The following is a 20,322-nucleotide window of genomic DNA, read 5'->3' on the forward strand; positions in this document are numbered from 1 at the left end:
TTGAGGTTTTATAAACCGATCATCCCGCCGCTACAAGGCGCGCTGGCGTCCCCGCCGAAGAGATGACAAGGACCGCTTTCATGGCTTTTCGCCTTGCTGATTTGCCCTACGCCTATGACGCTCTCGCGCCGCTCGGAATGTCGGAAGAAACAGTGAAGATCCACCATGACCGGCATCATCGGACCTATGTCGATAATCTCAACAAGGCGATCGCAGGAACGGGATGGGACGACCTCAATCTCGAGGAGATCGTGACAAGCTCCTACGAGAAGGACGCAGTCGCGCAGTCCGCCATCTTCAACAACGCATCGCAGCACTGGAACCACACGCTGTTCTGGCAGCTCATCGGTCCCGGAGAGAGCAAGCTACCGGGCGAGCTGGAGCGAGCACTCACCGATTCATTTGGATCGTTCGATGCGTTCCGGCAGCAATTCGTCGCCAATGGCGTCGCCCAGTTCGGATCGGGTTGGGTGTGGCTGGTGAAAGACCAGAAGAGTGGTCGATTGGAGATCGTGAAGACCGGCAACGGCGTCAATCCATTGTGCTTCGGTCAACAGACCCTGCTCGGCTGCGACGTCTGGGAGCACAGCTACTACATCGACTATCGCAACCAGCGCCCGGCCTATCTGGAGAATTTCCTCGACCGTCTCGTCGACTGGGAGACCGTTGCCGCGCGGCTTTGATCCCCGCTGGTCCTTTTCAGGTCGCCGGTTCCTTCCGCCCCTCCGCCCCCCGTGGTGGGAGCGACCGGCGCAGTGCAGTCGGGCGGCAACGCCCGACTGCACGTCTCTCGCGGAGCCTATGTGATGCCCTATGTCGTCACGGAAAACTGCATCGCCTGCAAATATATGGACTGCGTCGAGGTCTGTCCGGTCGAGTGCTTCTATGAGGGCGAGAACATGCTCGTCATCGATCCCTATGAGTGCATCGACTGCGGCGTGTGCGAACCGGAATGCCCCGCGGCGGCCATCGTGCCGGACAGCCAGCCTGGGGCCGAGACCTGGCTCGATCTGAACCGTCGCTATGCGAAACTATGGCCGAATGTGCGTGAGAAGCGGCCGCCGCTAGAGGGGGCAGATGCACGGAACGGCGCTCCGCGGAAAATGACGCTGCTGTCCGAGAAGGCCGGACAGGGATCCTAGGGTCAATTAGAGGATCGAGGCTTTCCAGCAGTTCCCTGCCAACTCTTTGACGATTAGGCAGTTGGAATCATCCACCTCAACGAGACATTCGCGATCGGTGCAGCAACCGGGCGTTGATTTCCGCGGAGAAGCGCACAACGTGAGCCGGATCGGGCCGCAGCGAGATCCCTTGGTCGCCGGTTTTTTGCCCTTGCTCTGCCGTCTGCTTCCCTGAAGCGCTAACGCGAGCCGCGTAAACGGCGAACCGCGCGGGGCGCGCCTGCGCCAATTCATGAACAGAGCTCATGGCTCTATGCGAATTCTCCCACCTCATCCCTCGTGAGCCACAACGCTATATTGCGTGCCTCGATCAGCGAATGTGGACGCGATCAGAGCTCGGCCGTGACCATTGTGGCTCAGGCGAGGGATGAACGGACGCCGACGATGAAGATCCGCATGACGATCAACGGGAAGATCAGCGTCGTTAGGCTTGACGACACACCGGCAGCCCCCGACTTTGCGTCGCTGCTGCTACTGACCGTGACGCTGAGCGACTACCATTCGATCGAGAAGATCAGCGACCTTCCCAGGCGTCTGTCGCATGACGGCGCACCGTCGGGTTACGACCCGGAGGTCGGCGACGTCGCCTACTACGCGCCCTGGGGAAATCTCGCGATCTTCTATCGGGACTTTAGATATGCGCGCGGCCTCGTCAGGCTCGGCACGATCGAGTTCGGCCTCGACGCCCTCACCCAGTCCGGCCCGCTGGCCACCACGATCGAACGCATCGAACCGTAAGGAGGATCGCCCATGCCATGGACAAGGGACAGGGCCACGCTCCCGTCGGCACGTGCACCGTGAAGCTGAAAGACCCGTTTTGTGAGGTCCAGACCGATAATGCTCAGCTCGTTCATCGATGCCTCCTCATTGTGACGTTGTTGCAAACATCACTCTGGCACACTCGATGCCGTCGGGAGGGGGCATCTATTCCATCACTTCTCAATGGAGAAAACCGCTCTTGGCAGGCCCATTTTAAACGGAGATCAACACCGGCGGCGCACACCCGCTCCGTCGCCCCGCATGCTGCAGCGGCACAATGACTCCCTTGCGCGGCTCGCCAATTGGCAATACCACATTGGTATGCTCTTCTCCGCTAGGCTCCGAGGATGTTAAATGCACGTTTATTCGCTCGATGATCAGGTGCCAACAGGCCATTCTCCCTGGCTTGCCCCGGACGCGGCGGTCATTGGACGCGTCACGATGGGAAGCGACGTCAGTATATGGTTTGGCGCGGTTCTGCGCGGCGACAATGACGATATCCGGATCGGGTCGCGCACTAATATTCAGGACGGCGCAATCGTGCACGCAGATCCTGGTTTTCCGGTCGATATTGGCGAAGGCTGCACGATCGGTCATCGGGCTATCGTACACGGCTGCACGATCGGCGAAGGTTGCCTGATCGGAATGGGCGCCATCCTGTTGAACGGTGCCGTGATCGGTGCCCACAGCGTCGTTGGCGCCGGCGCCATCGTTCTCGAAGGCAGGATCTATCCAGAACGCTCGTTGATCGTCGGCGCGCCGGCCAAGGCGATCCGGACGCTGGCACCGGCGGACGACATCAATCTCGACGCGGCGGCTGCGACTTACGTTTCCAACGCAGCGCGATTCCGGCGCGGGCTACGGGTTACCGAGATGGTTGAAGACGCATGATCGAAATTCCGTCGCCAAATCCGCAGATACTTTCCTGCCAATCGGAAATCCTACCTGGACTTCCAGCCCTCGCGGAGCCCGAAGCGCTTGTCAGCAGTGAAGAGAAACGACGTGCGTTCGAGACCGACGGGTTGACGGCCTGTCGCCCGACGCCTCTGGTTGTCGTCCTTCCCGCACGCATAAAAGAAATTTCTTGCTCTCGGCTTATGCACCGAAAATGGTGTCGAGGTCGTCGGCGAGGCGACCTCGCTGGAAGATTCCGTCGCCATTGGCGTCTCGCGGTTGAGCGCTGTCTTGTCCGTCGACTATATCAACCGGACCGCACGCAATCCAGCGGGCCAGACGTTGTAAAGTACGTCGACAGATGTCCGTTGTGCATTTCGCGTATGACGACCTGCTCCTTCCCGCGGACAGGGCGACGGTATCTGCGGTATGGCTCGCGCACCGGCTGGAGCATCATACATGCGGATCACGCCAGGTTGTGCCGGGTGCGAATGTTGCGTGGCTTCAGCCTTGCCCCCGATTTCAGCGTCCCATGACCTCCATGCAAGGCCTGGCACGCTCATGACCCGCACGATCAGGAAGCTCCTCGTCGCCAACCGATCCGAGATCGCGATCCGCGTCTTCCGCGCCGCGACCGAGCTCGGCATCTCCACCGTCGCCATCCATGCGGAGGAGGACAAGCTCTCGCTCCACCGCTTCAAGGCGGACGAGGCCTATCTTGTCGGCCGCGGCCCTTGGTTGCAAAAGCCGCTCGGCCCGATCGACGCGTATCTCTCCATCGACGAGGTGATCCGCGTCGCCAGGGAGGCGAAGGTCGACGCTATCCATCCCGGCTACGGCTTCCTGTCGGAGAGCCCGGAATTCGCCGAGGCGTGCGAAGCGGCCGGCATCATCTTCATCGGCCCGAAGCCGCAGACCATGCGCACGCTCGGCAACAAGGTCGCGGCGCGGAACCTCGCCATCTCGGTCGGCGTGCCGGTGATGCCGGCCACCGACCCGCTGCCCGATGACCCCGCCCTGATCCTCGAAGCCGCCCGCAAGGTCGGCTACCCGGTGATGCTGAAGGCGAGCTGGGGCGGCGGCGGGCGCGGCATGCGCCCGATCGAGAGCGAGGACAAGCTGCTGGACGCCGTCATGACGGCGAAGCGCGAGGCCAAGGCCGCCTTCGGCAAGGACGAGGTCTATCTCGAAAAGCTCGTCCGCCATGCCCGCCATGTCGAGGTGCAGATCCTCGGCGACACCCATGGCAACCTCGTCCATGTCTTCGAGCGCGACTGCTCGATCCAGCGCCGCAACCAGAAGGTCATCGAGCGCGCGCCAGCGCCCTATGTCGACGAAGCGACCCGCAAGGGCCTGACCGACGCCGCGCTCGCCATCGGCCGGGCCACCGACTATATCGGCGCCGGCACGGTCGAGTTCCTGATGGATGCCGACACCGGCGCCTACTATTTCATCGAGGTCAATCCGCGCATCCAGGTCGAGCACACGGTGACCGAGGTCGTCACCGGCCTCGACCTGATCAAGGCGCAGATCAAGATCCTGGAAGGCGGCCATATCGGCGATGTCGCCGAGACCGGCATCCCTCCCCAGGACGACATCCGCCTCAACGGCCACGCCATGCAGTGCCGGATCACCACCGAGGATCCGGAGAACAATTTCATCCCGGATTATGGCCGCATCACCGCCTATCGCGGTGCCATGGGCTTCGGCATCCGCGTCGATGGCGGCACCGCCTATTCCGGCGCCGTGGTCACCCGCTTCTACGACCCGATGCTGGAGAAGGTGACGGCGTGGGCGCCGTCCTCCGAGGAAGTCATCGCCCGCATGTACCGGGCGCTGCGCGAATACCGCATCCGCGGCGTGGCGACGAACCTGCCGTTCCTCGAGAACGTGCTGACCCATCCCGACTTCACCGCCTGCCGCTACACCACGCGCTTCATCGACACCACGCCCGAGCTGTTCGACTTCGGCGGGCGGCGCGACCGCGCCACCAAGCTGCTCGCCTGGATCGCCGATGTGACGGTGAACGGCCATCCGGAGGTTAAGGGCCGCGCCAAACCTTCCGCCACCGCCCGCGTGCCCGAGCCGCCCGCCTTCCTGCAGGAGCCGGCGCCGGGCACCCGCCAGCTTCTCGACCAGCTCGGCCCCAAGGACTTCGCCGACTGGATGCTGGCGCAGAAGCGCGTGCTGGTGACCGACACCACCATGCGCGACGCCCACCAGTCGCTGCTCGCCACCCGCATGCGCGGCTACGACATCGCCAAGGTGGCGGACTCCTATGCCCGCGGCCTGCCGGGCCTGCTGTCGCTCGAATGCTGGGGCGGCGCCGCCTTCGACGTCTCCATGCGCTTCCTCTCCGAGGACCCGTGGGAGGTGCTGGCGAAGATCCGCGAGAGCGTGCCGAACATCCTGACCCAGACGCTGGTGCGCGGCGCCAACGGCGTCGGCTATGCCAACTATCCCGACAATGTCGTGCGCTTCTTCATCCGCCAGGCGGCGGATGCCGGCATGGACATCTTCCGCGTCTTCGACTGCCTCAACTGGATCGAGAACATGCGCGTCTCGATCGACGAGGCGCTGACCACCGGCAAGCTGGTCGAGGGCGCCATCTGCTATGCCGGCGACCTGCTCGACCCGGACCGCTCGAAATACGATCTGAAATACTACGTCTCCATGGCCAAGGAGCTGGAGAAGACCGGCATCCATGTGCTCGGTCTCAAGGACATGGGCGGCCTCGTCAAGCCCGCCGCCGCCAAGGTGCTGTTCAAGGCGCTGAAGGAGGAGATCGGGCTGCCGATCCACTTCCACACCCACGACACCTCCGGCGTTTCCGGCGCCTCGGTGCTGGCGGCGGTGGAGGCGGGCGTCGACGCGGTCGACCTCGCCATGGACGCGATGAGCGGCATGACCTCGCAGCCCTGCCTCGGCTCCATCGTCGAGGCGCTGCGCGGCTCCGAGCGTGACACCGGGCTCGACCCGGAGGCGATCCGGCGCATCAGCTTCTATTGGGAAGGCGTGCGCGCCCAGTACGCCGCCTTCGAGAGCGACCTGAAGGGGCCGGCCTCCGAGGTCTATCTGCACGAAATGCCGGGCGGCCAGTTCACCAACCTGAAGGAGCAGGCCCGCTCCATGGGGCTGGAGAGCCGCTGGCACGAGGTGGCGAAGGCCTATCGCGACGCCAACGATCTCTTCGGCGACATCATCAAGGTCACGCCTTCCTCCAAGGTGGTGGGCGACCTCGCTTTGATGATGGTGAGCCAGGGCTTGTCTGCCGCCGACGTGCTCGACCCCAAGCGCGACGTCGCCTTCCCGGCCTCGGCGGTGGCGATGCTGCATGGCGAATATGGCCAGCCGCTCGGCGGTTGGCCGGAGGCCTTGCAGAAGAAGGCGCTGAAGGGCGAGCCGCCGATCACCGTGCGCTACGGTTCGCTGATCGAGGACGCGGACCTCGAAGCCGAGCGCGCCGAGGTGTCTAAGCTCCTCGGCCGCACGGCGAGCGACAAGGAGCTCGCCTCCTACCTCATGTACCCGAAGGTTTTTTCCGACTTCGCGCCGGTGGTGGCGAAGTTCGGCCCGGTCTCGGCGCTGCCGACCCCGGTATTCTTCTATGGCATGAAGCCGGGGGACGAGACGACGATCGAGATCGAGCGCGGCAAGACGCTGCTGGTGCGCCTCACCGCGCTGGGCGACACGCGCGAGGACGGGCTGGTCGAGGTCTTCTTCGAGCTCAACGGCCAGCCGCGCATGGTGCTGGCGGTCGACCGCGCCGCGGTGCCGAAGGTCGCCGGCCGGCGCAAGGCGGAGGAGGGCAACGACCTCCACGTCGCCGCGCCGATGCCCGGCACCATCTCCTCGCTCGGCGTGCATAGCGGGCAGGAGATCAAGCTGGGGGACGTGCTGCTGACCATCGAGGCGATGAAGATGGAGACCGCCATCCACGCGCCGCGCGCGGGCATCGTGCAGGAGATACTGGTGTCGCCGGGTAGTGCGATCGATGCCAAGGATCTCCTGGTCATTCTCGAAGACTGAGTACGCAACGACAGTCCATCGGATGACAAAGGGGAGCAATGTCTGTTCCCAGACCTTGAGCGCAAGGAAACCAGCAAGTAGCGCCCCGCTACTAACCCCGACTTCTAGAGCATTTTTGCCGAACGCTGAGTCGGAAGGGTTTCCGGCGAAGGCGTGGGTCTGATTCACTGCTTCTGCTGATTTTTTGGCGGGGGGCGGGAATGACGCCTGAGTTCGGACCTTCAGAAGCGGGTGATTGCGGCGCTGGAGGAAGGACTTTCGACCCGGAAGGCGGCTCGGCGCTTCCGGGTCGGAATCTCGACGGCAAGGACGTGGCGCCGTCGCTATCGGGAGAGCGGGAAGCGGCACGCAAGCAGGGCCAGCCGTCGCGCTCGAAGCTCAATCCGCATGAAGGTTACATCCTCAGCCTGATCGCCGAGGCACCTGACATCACGCTGGTTGAGATCGCCTGCCGATTAGCGGTTGAACATGGCGTTCTGGTAGGGCCGTCGACGGTGTGGGTTGTTCCTCGACCGGCGCGGCATCACATGCAAGAAAGACGGCGCATGCGAGCGAGCAGCAGCATGCGGATGCCCTGCGCCACCCGCGTGCTGGTTCGACGGTCAACTCGACTTCGATCCCGAGCGGCTGATCTTCATCGACGACACGGCGCCGCCGACCAAGATGGCCCGCCTGTGCGCCAAAGCGGAACGGCGTCCCATTCGCTCCGCGATGCAGGATGACGGCGAGTTTACGGGCGACCGCGACTCGCGCTCGCGCCATGCCACGGCGCTTGGCGATGGCCAGCCCCCAGGCCTTGAGGCTCGACCACTTCCGGCTGCACACGAGCAAGGGTGTGGCCGCCTCATAGAGGGTGGTACGGGTGAGTTCGTCACCACATCGGCTGATCTTGCCCTGGATATCGGTCTCACCGATTGGTAGCGCGCCGGCGTCAGGCCGAGATGCGCCCCGACGTCGCGCGAGCGTCGGAACCGCTCCGTCCGATCGATCGTCGCCCGGAAGGCCAGCCCGGTGATGGGGCTGACACTCGGCACGCTCATCAACTGCCGGCAGACGCTTTCCTTCCGAACCAGCTCGAGGACCTGCCTGGTCAGGCGCGCGAACTGTTCCAGCATGGTGGCGAGTATTCCGCAGCAGCGGCTCGACGAGTTCCATCGCCAGGGTATCGTCACCGGCGAGGGCGCGTACGCGTCCGGCAAAGGCCGCGCGGCTCGGCGTGCCGAGTTTGAGGCCGGCCTCCCGCAGCAGTGCCCGCACCACGTTCTCGATCGATCGCATCTCGTTCAGGATCGTGAGGCGCGCCACCAGCAGCGCGCACCACAGCCGGCACTGCTGGTTCTTGACGTGGACCTGGCGGTACCACCCGGTGCGCAAGATCTACGCCAGGGCTCGGGGCGTCGTTGCGATCGGTCTTGTTCGGCATCGTCTTCATCGCCGCGTTGGCCTGGCGCGTCTCGACGAAGATCGCCGGCAAGCCGGCCGCGCGCAGCCCGTCGTGAAGCCAGGCGGTCAGCGAACACGCCTCCAGCCCGACGCAGGCCAGCCCATTACTGAGCTCGCCTGCAGCACGGTTTGCGACGGCGCAGCGCGTGATCGGTGATCACGGCCATCCAACACGGGCGAGCGGCTGTCCGCCGTGAAGCATGAAGGTCTCCGTGCCGTCTGCCCGATGATCAGAATGGGTCTCAATAACAATCTGGCAATACCACATTGGCAAAGTCAGACAGCAAATCGCCTTTGCAGCGCGGATCGCGATTGACGCCCTCCCCCGGCAGTGTTAACTGGACAGACCACTTTGGTCTATCCATAAAAGTTGCCCCTCAAGCAAATGCTGTGAGAGGGGGCGCTGAAAGGGAAAATGTATAATGTCAGACCGCAGGCTAAAGTTTTATGCGTGGGGCTTTGAAGACGAAATCGTCGCGTTGGACGAAATAACCGCGATGGAAAAGAAGTGGGCGAAATATCTTGGAATCACTGAATTTAAGGTGACGCCGCCGCCAACGCTTGATGAGATCACTGTCTCCGCATCGCGCGTGAATCCGCCCGCCAGCCTTTTGCGTATCTGCACGACCGATAAGTATGAGCGATTGGCACACACTTATGGCAGCTCCGCACATGATTACTCGCGCGCTTTCCGCCGCGATTTCAGCAATCCGCCGGATGTTGTTGCTTATCCGCGTAATGAACGCGACGTGCTCGATCTGCTGGACTGGTGCTCAAACGACAATATCGCCGTGACGCCTTACGGTGGCGGCTCGAGCGTTGTAGGCGGCGTGGAGCCGAGCCGCGACACCCGCTACGCGGGAACGTTGTCTCTCGACCTGCGCTATCTCAACCAAGTTCTAGAGATCGACAAAGAATCGGAGTGCGCTCGTGTTCAGGCCGGGATATTCGGCCCGGAGCTTGAGCGTCAGCTCAAGCCGAGCGGCTTGACGATGCGTTTCTTCCTGCAGTCGTTTGAGTTCTCCACGCTCGGCGGCTGGATTGCTACCCGCGCAGCCGGTCATTACGCCACCATCGCCACGCAGATCGACGACCACGTGCAGAGCATGCGGGTCGCCACGCCGTCGGGTATGTATGAATCGCGCCGCTTCCCTGTTTCCGGCGCAGGCCCGAACCCCGACCGCGTCTTTATCGGCTCGGAAGGCACTCTTGGCGTTATTACGGAGGCGTGGATTCGTCTGCGCAAGCGTCCGACTTATCGCAAGTCCGTGACTGTGAAGTTCGCGGACTTTTACAAGGGAGCCGATGCCGTTCGCGTTATTTCGCAGAGCGGTCTTTATCCGGCGAACTGCCGTCTGATTGACGCTTTTGAAGCGGAGTTCAACGGCGCCGGCGACGGCGCGCATTCGATCCTCGTTCTCGGTTTCGAGTCGGCTGACCATCCCGTGGATCACCGGCTTGCCCGCGCGCTCGAAATCTGTGCCGATCACGGCGGAACGGCGGATGTGCCGGACGCTACGGAGAGCCACAAGGCTGGCTCGGCCGGCCAGTGGCGCGACACCTTCATCCGCGCGCCTTATTATCGCGAACACGCAATTGCGCGCGGCGTCATGCGCGAGACGTTCGAAACCTGCGTTACTTGGGATCGCTTCAAGGATTTCCATCAGAACTTCACCGAAGCAATGCGCAAGGCCGTGCAGGATGTAACGGGGCGTCCAGGAACAGCGAGCTGCCGCTTCACGCACATCTATCCGGATGGCCCGGCACCGTACTTCACTTATCACGGTTATGGCGATCACAATCGCTTAGTCGAGCAATTCTGGGATATAAAGCGAGCGATCTCATCTGCCATGGTGCGCTTTGGCGGTACCATTACCCATCATCATGCGCTCGGCCGTGACCATCGTGAATGGTACGACCGTGAGCGTCCGGAATTGTTTGCGAAGGCCTTCGAGGCGATGAAGTCGGAGCTCGATCCGCGCTGGATCTTGAACCCGGGGATTCATATCAACCCGCCGAAATAGGCGCCATTGGTAGACCGGCGAGCGTCAGAGGCAGTCAATCCCTCCCTACGATGTAATTACAGACGTAAGAAAGCCAAGGTACTGCTATGTCCACCAGGATACTTATTTTTGGAGCGTCCTACGGGTCGCTGCTCGCTACCAAACTTGCGTTGGCGGGCCATCATGTCGATCTTCTGTGCCTACCGGCTGAAGCTGACATCATTAATTCCGAAGGCACGATCGTCCACCTTCCCGTACGCACGGAGAATGGGCCAGATCAGGTAGAAATCCGGTCGCGCACGCTGAAAGGCGAGATTGCTGCGATCACGCCGGAAAACTGCGACCCGCGGGCCTATGATCTCCTCGGTCTTGCAATGCAGGAGCCGCAGTACGGTCACCCCGCTATTCGCGACCTGCTCGACACGGCAGCGAAGGGCCGCAAGCCGTGCATGTCGATCATGAATATGCCGCCGCTGCCCTATCTTGCTCGCATTCCGGGACTCGAGGTGGGGAAATTGCGACATTGTTTTACCAAGCCCGAGGTGTGGGACAGTTTCGATCCTGCCTATCTCACGCTCTGCAGCCCCGACCCGCAGGCTTTCCGCCCGCCGGAGAGAAAGCCGAACGTGCTGCAGGTCACGCTGCCGACGAATTTTAAGGCGGCGCGCTTCGAATCCAACGATCTGACAGCGATGTTGCGTGGCATTGGCGAAAGCGTCGACGCCATTCGCTATCTGCACACCGGCAAGGAAATCGAGCTTCCGGTTAAGCTTAAAGTGCACGACTCGATTTTCATTCCGCTTGCGAAATGGGCGATGCTGCTCACTGGCAATTATCGCTGTGTTCAGAGAGACGGCACGCGATCGATCCGTGATGCAGTCTTTGCCGATGTCGGACAGTCCAGGTCCGTCTATGAGTGGGTGCAGAAGGTCTGCATCGCAGTGGGTGCGGCGTCGGAAGACATGGTTCCGTTTGAGAAATACGCGCGTGCCGCGGAAGGACTGACGAAGCCGTCCTCGGCTGCGCGTGCATTGTTCGCCGGTGCGCCGAGCATCGAGCGCGTCGATCTACTGGTTCAGGGCATCGCGGCTCAGGTAGGTCTGAAAAATACCCTGGTGGATGAGACGGTCGATCTCGTCAGTTCGCGGCTTGAACTAAACGCTCATAAAGCCGCCTGACTCTTATTAGGACCCGTGTTCGGCCACCCCTCCCGACGGCAACTCTGCGCCCCGTCTTTGACGGGGCGCTTTTTTGTCTACAGTCCAGCGTGCGAGCGCTTTTCCAAGGGTAAGCGAGACTTCCCCTCGTCGCATTTTGGCTTCATCGCCATACCATATTGGTATTACCAACCGCGACTTGATACGATGCCAGAGAATGATGCTGTCCAAATCGGTCAGCGTGCTGAACCATATGAGAGGAATGTAGCAAATGCAGCAGGCTTCGTTGGTTGCCATCGGCAATATAATGTCCCTTGTGCGTGCGAAGCGCATCCAAGCTGGTGAGCGGCTGCCATCCGAGCGCGATCTCGCTGAGCGTTTCGATATGAGCCGTGGCGTCGTTCGCGAGGCGCTGGCGACTCTCGAAGTCATGAGATTTATCGAGCGCCGCCCTAACTCCGGTATTTATCTGCGGGACACAGAAGTCGAAGGCAGTTTTGAAGCACTCGTGCTGCAGGCTCATCTTGGCCTGCCGCTCAAGACGTCCGAAATCGTGCAGGCGCTTGAATTGAGACGCATCATGGAGGTACAGGCAATCCGACTTGCGTGCGAACGTGCGACTTCAAAGGATTTAAGGACTATCCGATCAATTCTGGAAGAAGCTGACAGGCGAATCGAAGAGGGGAGGACGATAGAAGCAGAAGATCAGAGCTTTCATCTTGCTATTGTCGCCGCCACCAAAAATGAGGTTTTTCTACGCGTCGTGAACGCTTTTTATGAGGTTTCTCGTCATAGACGCAACGTGTACTTCAGGAGTCTCGAACAATCGGCTGTTTCGAGCCGCGATCATTACAAAATCTATGAAGGACTAGAAAAGAGAGATGCGAATGCCGCTGCCCAAGCAATGGAACAGCATCTCCTGAGCGCAGCAGCGCATTGGAAGGAACTGCTAGCCGCAAGCCCGCGCCAGCTCAAGCAGTTTGGTCAGAGAGTCTCGGGAACAGATTGAGCGCCAAGCGCTCCAGCACTGTCGCCAACACACCACATAACAGAACGTGACTGTAAAATTATGGATAGTCAATACAGAAAAGCCATCACACAGCATGCCCGACCTTGTCTGGCGCAGCCGGATACATGCCACGGCATCTGACCTAGGTGTTCAGTCCGCCCGCCAGCGAACGAAGCGGTTGTAGAGAGTAGTGCGCGGGCCGTAGCGCTCTGGTACGCCCGCCACGGCGCCCCGGTGCGAAACCGCCAGAGAATGCCGTTGATTACCCGGCGGTCATCCACTCGTGCGACCCCGCGCGGCATATTCGGCAGCAGCGGGGCGGTGATCCCCCATTTCTCATCGGTCAGTGCGTGCCGGCGCATCACTCTCTCCCATATCGGGAGACCATGAATTGCGCCGCCAGTCCGCCGCAAATTTATGTGGCCACCGCCTAGTGGCAAATAAGAACCTTTTAAGTGGCGAAAATTGGTTATACCATATTGGTACTCTTTCCTAGAACCAGTTTGATACGTCAGGAACTCAGCATGGCCAAGGCTTTGGACGGTGTTCGCGTCCTCGATTTTACTCATGTTCAGTCCGGCCCCACCTGCACGCAGCTTTTGGCGTGGTTCGGGGCGGACGTGATCAAGGTCGAGCGTCCCGGCGAGGGTGACGTCACCCGCGCCCAGCTTCGTGACGTCCCCAATGCGGATAGCCTGTATTTCACGATGCTGAACTCCAATAAGCGCTCGATCACGCTCGACACCAAGAATCCCGAGGGCAAGAAAGTGCTCGAGGAGCTGGTGAAGGCCTGCGACGTGATGGTCGAGAACTTCGCGCCCGGCGCGCTCGACCGCATGGGCTTCAGCTGGGAGCGCATCCAGGAGCTCAACCCGCGCATCATCCTCGCCTCGGTGAAGGGCTTCGGCCCCGGCCCGTTCGAAGACTGCAAGGTCTATGAGAACGTCGCCCAGTGCACCGGCGGCTCGGCCTCGACCACGGGCTTTCGCGACGGCCTGCCGCTGGTCACCGCCGCGCAGATCGGCGATTCCGGCACCGGCCTGCACCTCGCGCTCGGCATCGTCACCGCGCTCTACCAGCGCACGCTGACCGGCCGCGGCCAGAAGGTGCTCTGCGCCATGCAGGACGCCGTGCTCAATTTCTGCCGCGTCAAGCTGCGCGACCAGCAGCGCCTGGAGCGCGGACCCTTGCGCGAATACAGCCAGTTCGGCGAGGGCATCCCGTTCGGCGAGGCCGTGCCGCGCGCCGGCAACGACTCCGGCGGCGGCCAGCCCGGCCGCATCCTCAAGTGCAAGGGCTGGGAGACCGATCCCAACGCCTACATCTATTTCATCACCCAGGCCCCGGTCTGGGAGAAGATCTGCGACGTCATCCACGAGCCCGAGTGGAAGACCGACCCGAACTACGCCACGCCGGCGGCGCGCCTGCCGCATCTCAACGAGATCTTCACCCGCATCGAGGCGTGGACCATGGCCCACACCAAGTTCGAGGCGATGGAGATCCTCAACAATCTCGACATCCCGTGCGGCCCGGTGCTCTCCATGAAGGAGATCGCCGAGGACCAGTCGCTCTATGCGACCGGCACGCTGGTCGAGGTCGATCATCCGGTCCGCGGCAAGTACCTGACGGTCGGCAACCCGATCAAGCTCTCCGACAATGACGTGGCCGTGGAGCGCTCGCCGCTGCTCGGCGAGCACACGGAGGAGATCCTCGCCGACGTGCTCGGCGTCGGCGGCGACGAGATCGCTCGCATCAAGGCCTCGGGCGCGGTCGGCCAGGCGGTTCGCCCCGCGGCGGAATGAGATTTCGCGGCGCCGTTGTGCGGCGCCCTCATCGAGAAGACCCGCCGGGCAGAGGCGAAAGCCATGTCCGGCGGCATGCCGGGCCAGGGTGAGCCTCCGTCCGGACGGTTAACGCTTAGAAGGGAAGTCGACCGAGATGTCTAAGCCGCTCGAAGGTATAAAGATCATCGATTTCACGCACGTCCAGGCCGGTCCCGCCTGCACGCAGCTCCTCGCCTGGTTCGGCGCCGATGTGATCAAGGTCGAGCGCCCCGGTGCGGGCGACGTCACGCGCAACCAGCTGCGCCATGTGAAGGACGCCGACGCGCTGTACTTCACCATGCTGAACTCCAACAAGCGCTCGCTGACGCTCGACACCAAGACGGCGCAGGGCAAGGAAGTCCTGACCAAGCTCATCCAGGAATCGGACGTCATGGTCGAGAATTTCGGCCCCGGCGCGCTGGACCGCATGGGCTTCACCTGGGAGCACATCCAGTCGCTCAACCCGGGCATGATCCTCGCCTCGGTGAAGGGCTTCTCGGAAGGCCACGCCTATGAGGACCTGAAGGTCTACGAGAACGTCGCGCAGTGCGCGGGCGGCGCCGCGTCCACCACCGGCTTCTGGGATGGCCCGCCGACCGTCTCCGCCGCGGCGCTCGGTGACTCCAACACCGGCATGCACCTCGCCATCGGCATCCTCACGGCGCTGCACCAGAAGATCAAGACCGGCAAGGGCCAGAAGGTCGCCGTGTCGATGCAGGATTCGGTGCTGAACCTCTGCCGCGTCAAGCTGCGCGACCAGCAGCGCCTCGACGCGCTCGGCTATCTCGAGGAATATCCGCAGTACCCGCATGGCGAGTTCTCGGACGTGGTTCCGCGCGGCGGCAATGCCGGCGGCGGCGGCCAGCCGGGCTGGGTGCTGAAGTGCAAGGGCTGGGAGACCGACCCGAACGCCTATATCTACTTCACCATCCAGGGCCATGCCTGGGCGCCGATCTGCAAGGCGCTGGGCAAGCCGGAATGGATCGACGACCCGGCCTACAACACCGCCGAGGCCCGCCAGGACAAGATCTTCGACATCTTCGCCTTCATCGAGTCCTGGCTCGCCGACAAGACGAAGTTCGAGGCCATCGACATCCTGCGCAAGTTCGACATCCCCTGCGCGCCGGTGCTGTCGATGAAGGAGATCGCCAACGACCCGTCGCTGCGTGCCAGCGGCACCGTGGTCGAGGTCGATCACCCCAAGCTCGGCAAGTACCTGACGGTGGGCTCGCCGATCAAGTTCTCCGACGTGCAGGTGGAAGTGACCGCCTCGCCGCTGCTCGGCCAGCACACCAATGAGGTGCTCGCCCAACTCGGCTATTCGCAGGAAGAGATCTCCGCGATGCACGACGCGAAGGCGGTCTGATCCGTCTCGCACGGGTGGCGCCTCGGCGCCGCCCATCCGCGGGCAGCCGCGGAACCGATCGGCCCTCCCGGGCATAGCCTTGCGACATGAACGCTTGGCGGACGGGAGCCGCCTCCGAGCCTCCCGGAGCCGATACGAAGGGTTTTCCCGACGTTAGGTTCCTCCTAGGCGACTGCCGGCGCCCGAAAGAGCGCCGGCATTTTTTGTGCCTGCGCCAGATGTCGCTGATTGAGTCGCTTCATCAGATCACAAGCCTTTATCCGGCCCCGCTGCCAATACAAGAACGGACGGCTCGGACACCAGGGATGCCCCGGCAGCCTGAGGGTCGTCACGGAATGGTCCCACTCCGCAGGCGAACTGAGATGGTCGAGGCGGCATCGCCATCGCCGGCGCAAACGCCTCGATGGCCATGGCCGTCACCGGTCCTATGCCGGGCATGGTCATCAACCGGGACGTTCTGGTCGCTTGCGCAGCTTCATCCCGAAGTGCCTTTTCGAGCGTGGCGATCCTCAGCGACAAGAGCTCGATCTATTCGAGATAGAGCGGTTTCCATGACGAGCAGGTCGATGCCGGACGCTGTGTCTTCAACGGTGTCGGCGAAGGTCCTCAAGTTCAGCACGCCTTCCGGCGCGATGGTTCCGTGCTCGGCGAGGTGCCCGCGCAAGGCATCGATTAACTGGGTGCGTTGACAGACGAAGAGATCGCGCGTTCAGAAAAACCATGGCGCCGGCCTGCTGCGTGGTCGTCTTGGCCATCACAAAGCGCATCGTCGGCCTATCGGCCGCCTCCGCGATCGCTTCGGCATCGGCCGCATCGTTCTTCTGACGCTTGGCGAAGGCTTGACGTAGGCCGGAGGAATGAGGCGGACCTCATGACCGATCCCACCAATCTCACGCCCCGAATAGTGGGCTGTCGCGCAGGCTTCCATCGCCCCCACACAACGGCGGTTGATTGGACAGGAATGTCCGCAGCTGATGGCGTGAAGGCTTCCGGCGAAAGGCCACGCTCCCGTCGGCACGTGCGCCGTGAAGCTGAAAGACCCGTTTTGCAAGGTCCAGACCGACAATGCTAAGCTCGTTCATCGATGCCGCCTCCTCATTGTGACGTTGTTGCAAACACCACTCTGGCACACTCGATGCCATCGGGAGGGGGCATCCATTCCATCACTTCTCAATGGAGAAAACCGCTCTTGGCAGGCCCATTTTCAATGGAGATCAACACGAATATGATTAGATCACGCTAGTTGCAGACTCCGCCGCCGTTCGGCTTGGCGCTTCGGGTCTGCCACGGGGCTCGCGGCGATAAGAAGACGCGTGTAGTCGTCCTTCGGCGCGCCGAATACATCCGCTGTTGGGCCCTGCTCCACGATCTCACCCGACTTCATGACGAGTACGCGATCCGCGAATTTTTCAACGAGCGTCAGATCGTGCGCGATGAAGATATAGGAAAGGCCCAGCTCGCGGCGCAAGCGCGTAAGCAGCGTGATGATCTGCGCCTGAATGGTCATGTCCAGCGCCGAGACGGCCTCATCACACACGACCACTTCAGGATTGAGCGTAAGAGCACGCGCGATGGCGATGCGCTGGCGCTGCCCTCCTGAAAACTCGCCGGGGAACTTCTCAAGATCGGACGCTTGCAATCCGACCATTCCCATCAGTTCCTCCGCCCGTGCTCGCCATTTCTCGCGCGGCAGCACATCGGGATGCAGTGTCCATGCTTCGGAAAGGATGCGGAACACGTTCATCCGTGGATTGAGCGAGCTGTACGGATCCTGGAAAACGGCCTGCACAACACGATTATAGCTGCGGAGCTCCTGACCCGAGAGAGACTCGATGTCCTTTCCGCGATACCGGATCAATCCGGAACTCGGCTTCTTGAGCTTGAGGATTGTACTGGCGACCGTGGACTTGCCTGATCCGGATTCACCAACGATACTCACAATCTCACCCTTGGCAACGGTGAAGCCGACATCCTTCACCACGTGATGGGCGCCGTAATGGATGTCGAGATTTAAGACTTCGAGGAGTACCTCGCCGTCTCCATGCTTCTCCGAGCGATATTCTTCGGAACGGTCGGTGAGAAGTTGCTTGGTGTAGGCGTGTTGGGGAGAACGGAATACGGCCTCGACGGATCCCTCTTCCACCAGTACGCCTTTTTTCATGACTATGACGCGGTCGGCAATGTCTGCGGCAACGCCGAGATCATGCGTGATCATCAGAAGTGACATGCCTGTCTCGGACTGCAAGCGACGCAGTAGATCGAGAATGCGCGCTTGCACTGTCACATCTAACGCAGTTGTCGGCTCGTCCGCGATCAACAGATCGGGCTGCATCGCCATCGCCATCGCGATCATGATGCGCTGGCGCTGACCACCGGAGAACTGATGCGGATAGGCATTAAAACGTTTCTGCGGATCAATAATGCCGACTAGCACCATGAGTTCGAGCGCGTGCTCGTTCGCCGCGCGGCGCGGCATGCCGTGGATCCGACAGACCTCGGCAATCTGCCACCCGACAGGATAAACCGGATTGAGGTGGGTGAGTGGGTCTTGAAAAACCATCGCAATGCTGCGGCCGTAAAGCTCGCGCCGCTCGCCCAAGGGCATTGACAGCAGACTTCTTCCGCGGAACCGGATATCGCCGGATTTGATCAGGCCGGGCGGGCAGTCAAGTAGGCCAAGCACCGCATTTGCCGTTACGCTCTTGCCCGAACCGCTTTCGCCGATGATCGCAACACTTTCGTTGTGATTCACGCGGAAACTGATATCGTGGACAGCTTGGAACACGCCGGTTGGTGTCTGGAAGTCGATTCTAAGATCTTCGATCTCAAGGACCGGAGAAGTGTGCTCAAGCATGGGCGGCATCCAGTGATTTCCTGCCTTTTGCGAGTGTCGGATCAGCGGCCAAGCGGAACCAACTCGCGAGAAGATTTGCGGCGATCGCGGTCAGCATGATCGCGAGCCCGGGCCAAAACGAAAGCGACCATGCGACGTTTACGTATGCGCGACCTTCGGAAACCATCAGACCCCAGGTAATATCTGGCGGCTGGACGCCAATGCCGAGGAAGCTCAGGGCCGATTCCGCGAGCATTACATAGGCGAAGTCGAGCGCGGCGATAATCAGAAGTGTCGGCAAAACAAGAGGCAGGATATGGCGTATCGCGATATGGCATCCGCTGGCGCCCATGACGCGTGCCGCGGACACGAATGCTCGTTCGCGGATTTCCAGCACCTCTGCCCTTGCCGTGCGGATATAGATCGGCAGACGTGTGATCGCGAGCACGACGATGATGTTCACCGGGTTCGGGCCCAGAACGTACAAAACGATCAGCGCGAGCAACAGTGAAGGGAAGCTCATGATTACGTCCACGGAGCGGACAATGATACTTCCGAGCGCGCCTTGGCTCAGCCCTGCGATGATCCCGATCACGCCGCCGATCGAAAGCGAGGCGATTACTGAACCGAAGGCGATCCCGATCGTGTTTCGCGCGCCGACCATGATGCGGGCAAGAACGCTGCGGCCAAGCGAATCCGAGCCTAGAATGAACTGCCAGCCATGGCTCAGGTCGAAGCTTGGGAGGTTGCGCGCGCGCAGATTGATTGCCATCGCCGTCTTCCCGAATAGTTCCGGACCGACTATGGCGAGCACGACGATGACGGCGAGATAGATCGCTGCAAGGAATGCAAGTTTGTCATCGCGAAGAAGAAAATACACGTTCTTGCGTTTCATCGCCGCTTCTAACCTCGAATCCGCGGGTCAAGACGGGAATAAGCAAAGTCAATGAATATGTTCATCACGAAGATAGCAACCGCCGTGACAAGAATGCTCGCCTGAAGAACCGCGAAATCGCGCTGCTTGATTGCGCCAATCATCAAATTGCCGATGCCCGGCCACCCGAAGATAGTCTCGACGACGACCGCGCCGTTAATCAATGCGGCAGCTTGGTCTCCGGCTACCGTGATCACCGACAGCATCGAATTACGCAGTGCATGAACGAAGATGACGCGCCGTTTTGGCGCCCCTTTGGCTCGCGCGGTTTTGACGTAGGGGGCCGCCAGCGCACTAATCATCGACATGCGTACTACCTGTGTCAGAAGGCCGAGCGGCCGCACAAGCAACACGCCGACTGGCAGAAGCCAGTGCAAGAACGTTCCAGTGCCAGATGTCGGCAGCCAGCCCAAGGTCACGGAGAAGATGAGAATGCCAACGATGGCGAGCCAGAAGTCCGGTGTGCTGGCGCTGGCAATCGTAAGCAGGCTCGACACGCGATCAAACACACCGCCGGGCTGATAGGCGGCGAGCGAGCCTATAAATACGGCCAGCACGAGCGCTAGTATCATCGTGACAACCGCCAGCCGCAGTGTAACCGGAAATGCTTCAAGCGCCGCCTGCATGGCCGGGCGCCCTTGAAACACCGAGTCGCCGAAATCGAACTGCGCGATGTCAGCTATGTAACTGCCGAACTGCACATATAGGGGATCGTTGAAACCGTGCTTGGTAGCGAACGTTTCGCGCTGCTCCAGCGAAGCATCCATCGGCAAGTACAGGTCGGTTGGATTGCCGGTCAGGCGCGAGAGGAAAAAAACGAGAACCAGAAGCGCCATAAGCGCGACAAGGCTCTGCGCTCCGCGTCGCAGGATGTAGCCTCTCATTTCGTAA

The 20,322-nt window shown here is 61.5% G+C and carries 14 protein-coding genes and 3 pseudogenes; 11 read left to right on the top strand and 6 right to left on the bottom strand.

Translation table 11 applies throughout. The features are described from left to right. Positions 1–80: 80 nt before the first annotated feature. From K9D25_RS22175 to K9D25_RS25120, 6 genes are all read left to right on the top strand, one after another. Positions 81–683: a superoxide dismutase gene (locus tag K9D25_RS22175; protein WP_244451029.1), complete on the top strand. Its 603-nt coding sequence runs from the start codon at positions 81–83 to the stop codon at positions 681–683. Between the two features lie 123 nt (positions 684–806). Continuing rightward, the gene (gene fdxA, locus K9D25_RS22180) at positions 807–1,142 is read left to right on the top strand and encodes a ferredoxin FdxA (protein ID WP_244451030.1); all 336 of its coding nucleotides are present in this window, start codon (positions 807–809) and stop codon (positions 1,140–1,142) included. A gap of 423 nt (positions 1,143–1,565) precedes the next feature. Beyond that, positions 1,566–1,919, top strand: a complete 354-nt coding sequence (locus K9D25_RS22185; RefSeq protein ID WP_244451031.1) for a cyclophilin-like fold protein — start codon at positions 1,566–1,568, stop codon at positions 1,917–1,919. A gap of 375 nt (positions 1,920–2,294) precedes the next feature. Beyond that, the gene (locus K9D25_RS22190; RefSeq protein WP_244451032.1) at positions 2,295–2,831 is read left to right on the top strand and encodes a gamma carbonic anhydrase family protein; all 537 of its coding nucleotides are present in this window, start codon (positions 2,295–2,297) and stop codon (positions 2,829–2,831) included. 564 nt (positions 2,832–3,395) lie between these two features. Next, positions 3,396–6,863, top strand: coding sequence for a pyruvate carboxylase (pyc, locus tag K9D25_RS22195; protein WP_244451033.1), 3,468 nt, complete (start codon positions 3,396–3,398; stop codon positions 6,861–6,863). Between the two features lie 231 nt (positions 6,864–7,094). After that, positions 7,095–7,274: a helix-turn-helix domain-containing protein gene (locus K9D25_RS25120; RefSeq protein ID WP_432207964.1), complete on the top strand. Its 180-nt coding sequence runs from the start codon at positions 7,095–7,097 to the stop codon at positions 7,272–7,274. A 261-nt stretch (positions 7,275–7,535) separates the two neighbouring features. Here the strand turns inward: K9D25_RS25120 and K9D25_RS22205 are convergent. After that, positions 7,536–8,400, bottom strand: a pseudogene (locus tag K9D25_RS22205) (IS110 family transposase); the annotation flags it as partial. 328 nt (positions 8,401–8,728) lie between these two features. Here K9D25_RS22205 and K9D25_RS22210 point away from each other — a divergent pair. From K9D25_RS22210 to K9D25_RS22220, 3 genes are all read left to right on the top strand, one after another. Continuing rightward, a complete protein-coding gene (locus K9D25_RS22210; protein ID WP_244451034.1) occupies positions 8,729–10,330 on the top strand; it encodes an FAD-binding oxidoreductase in 1,602 nt (533 codons plus the stop codon). An 86-nt stretch (positions 10,331–10,416) separates the two neighbouring features. Continuing rightward, on the top strand, positions 10,417–11,487 hold the full coding sequence (locus tag K9D25_RS22215; protein WP_244451035.1) for a hypothetical protein: 1,071 nt from the start codon (positions 10,417–10,419) through the stop codon (positions 11,485–11,487). A gap of 250 nt (positions 11,488–11,737) precedes the next feature. Then, entirely contained in the window at positions 11,738–12,475 is a 738-nt protein-coding gene (locus tag K9D25_RS22220; RefSeq protein ID WP_244451036.1) for a FadR/GntR family transcriptional regulator, read from the top strand. Between the two features lie 159 nt (positions 12,476–12,634). Here the strand turns inward: K9D25_RS22220 and K9D25_RS22225 are convergent. After that, a pseudogene (locus tag K9D25_RS22225) lies at positions 12,635–12,837 on the bottom strand (transposase); the annotation flags it as partial. Between the two features lie 162 nt (positions 12,838–12,999). Here K9D25_RS22225 and frc (K9D25_RS22230) point away from each other — a divergent pair. Beyond that, positions 13,000–14,277, top strand: a complete 1,278-nt coding sequence (gene frc, locus K9D25_RS22230) for a formyl-CoA transferase (protein WP_244451037.1) — start codon at positions 13,000–13,002, stop codon at positions 14,275–14,277. Positions 14,278–14,413: 136 nt separating this feature from the next. After that, a complete protein-coding gene (gene frc, locus K9D25_RS22235) occupies positions 14,414–15,664 on the top strand; it encodes a formyl-CoA transferase (protein WP_244451038.1) in 1,251 nt (416 codons plus the stop codon). Between the two features lie 339 nt (positions 15,665–16,003). Here the strand turns inward: frc (K9D25_RS22235) and K9D25_RS22240 are convergent. The 4 genes and pseudogenes from K9D25_RS22240 to K9D25_RS22255 all read right to left on the bottom strand — a co-directional run. Next, positions 16,004–16,746, bottom strand: a pseudogene (locus K9D25_RS22240) (IS110 family transposase); the annotation flags it as partial. A gap of 152 nt (positions 16,747–16,898) precedes the next feature. Then, on the bottom strand, positions 16,899–18,518 hold the full coding sequence (locus K9D25_RS22245) for an ABC transporter ATP-binding protein (protein ID WP_244451120.1): 1,620 nt from the start codon (positions 18,516–18,518) through the stop codon (positions 16,899–16,901). Continuing rightward, a complete protein-coding gene (locus K9D25_RS22250; RefSeq protein WP_244451039.1) occupies positions 18,511–19,392 on the bottom strand; it encodes an ABC transporter permease in 882 nt (293 codons plus the stop codon). Before K9D25_RS22250 ends, K9D25_RS22245 begins: the two co-directional genes overlap by 8 nt. An 8-nt stretch (positions 19,393–19,400) precedes the next feature. Then, the gene (locus K9D25_RS22255; RefSeq protein ID WP_244451040.1) at positions 19,401–20,315 is read right to left on the bottom strand and encodes an ABC transporter permease; all 915 of its coding nucleotides are present in this window, start codon (positions 20,313–20,315) and stop codon (positions 19,401–19,403) included. Positions 20,316–20,322: the final 7 nt, after the last annotated feature.

This window comes from Ancylobacter polymorphus, from assembly GCF_022836935.1.
Classification (GTDB): domain Bacteria; phylum Pseudomonadota; class Alphaproteobacteria; order Rhizobiales; family Xanthobacteraceae; genus Ancylobacter; species Ancylobacter polymorphus_A.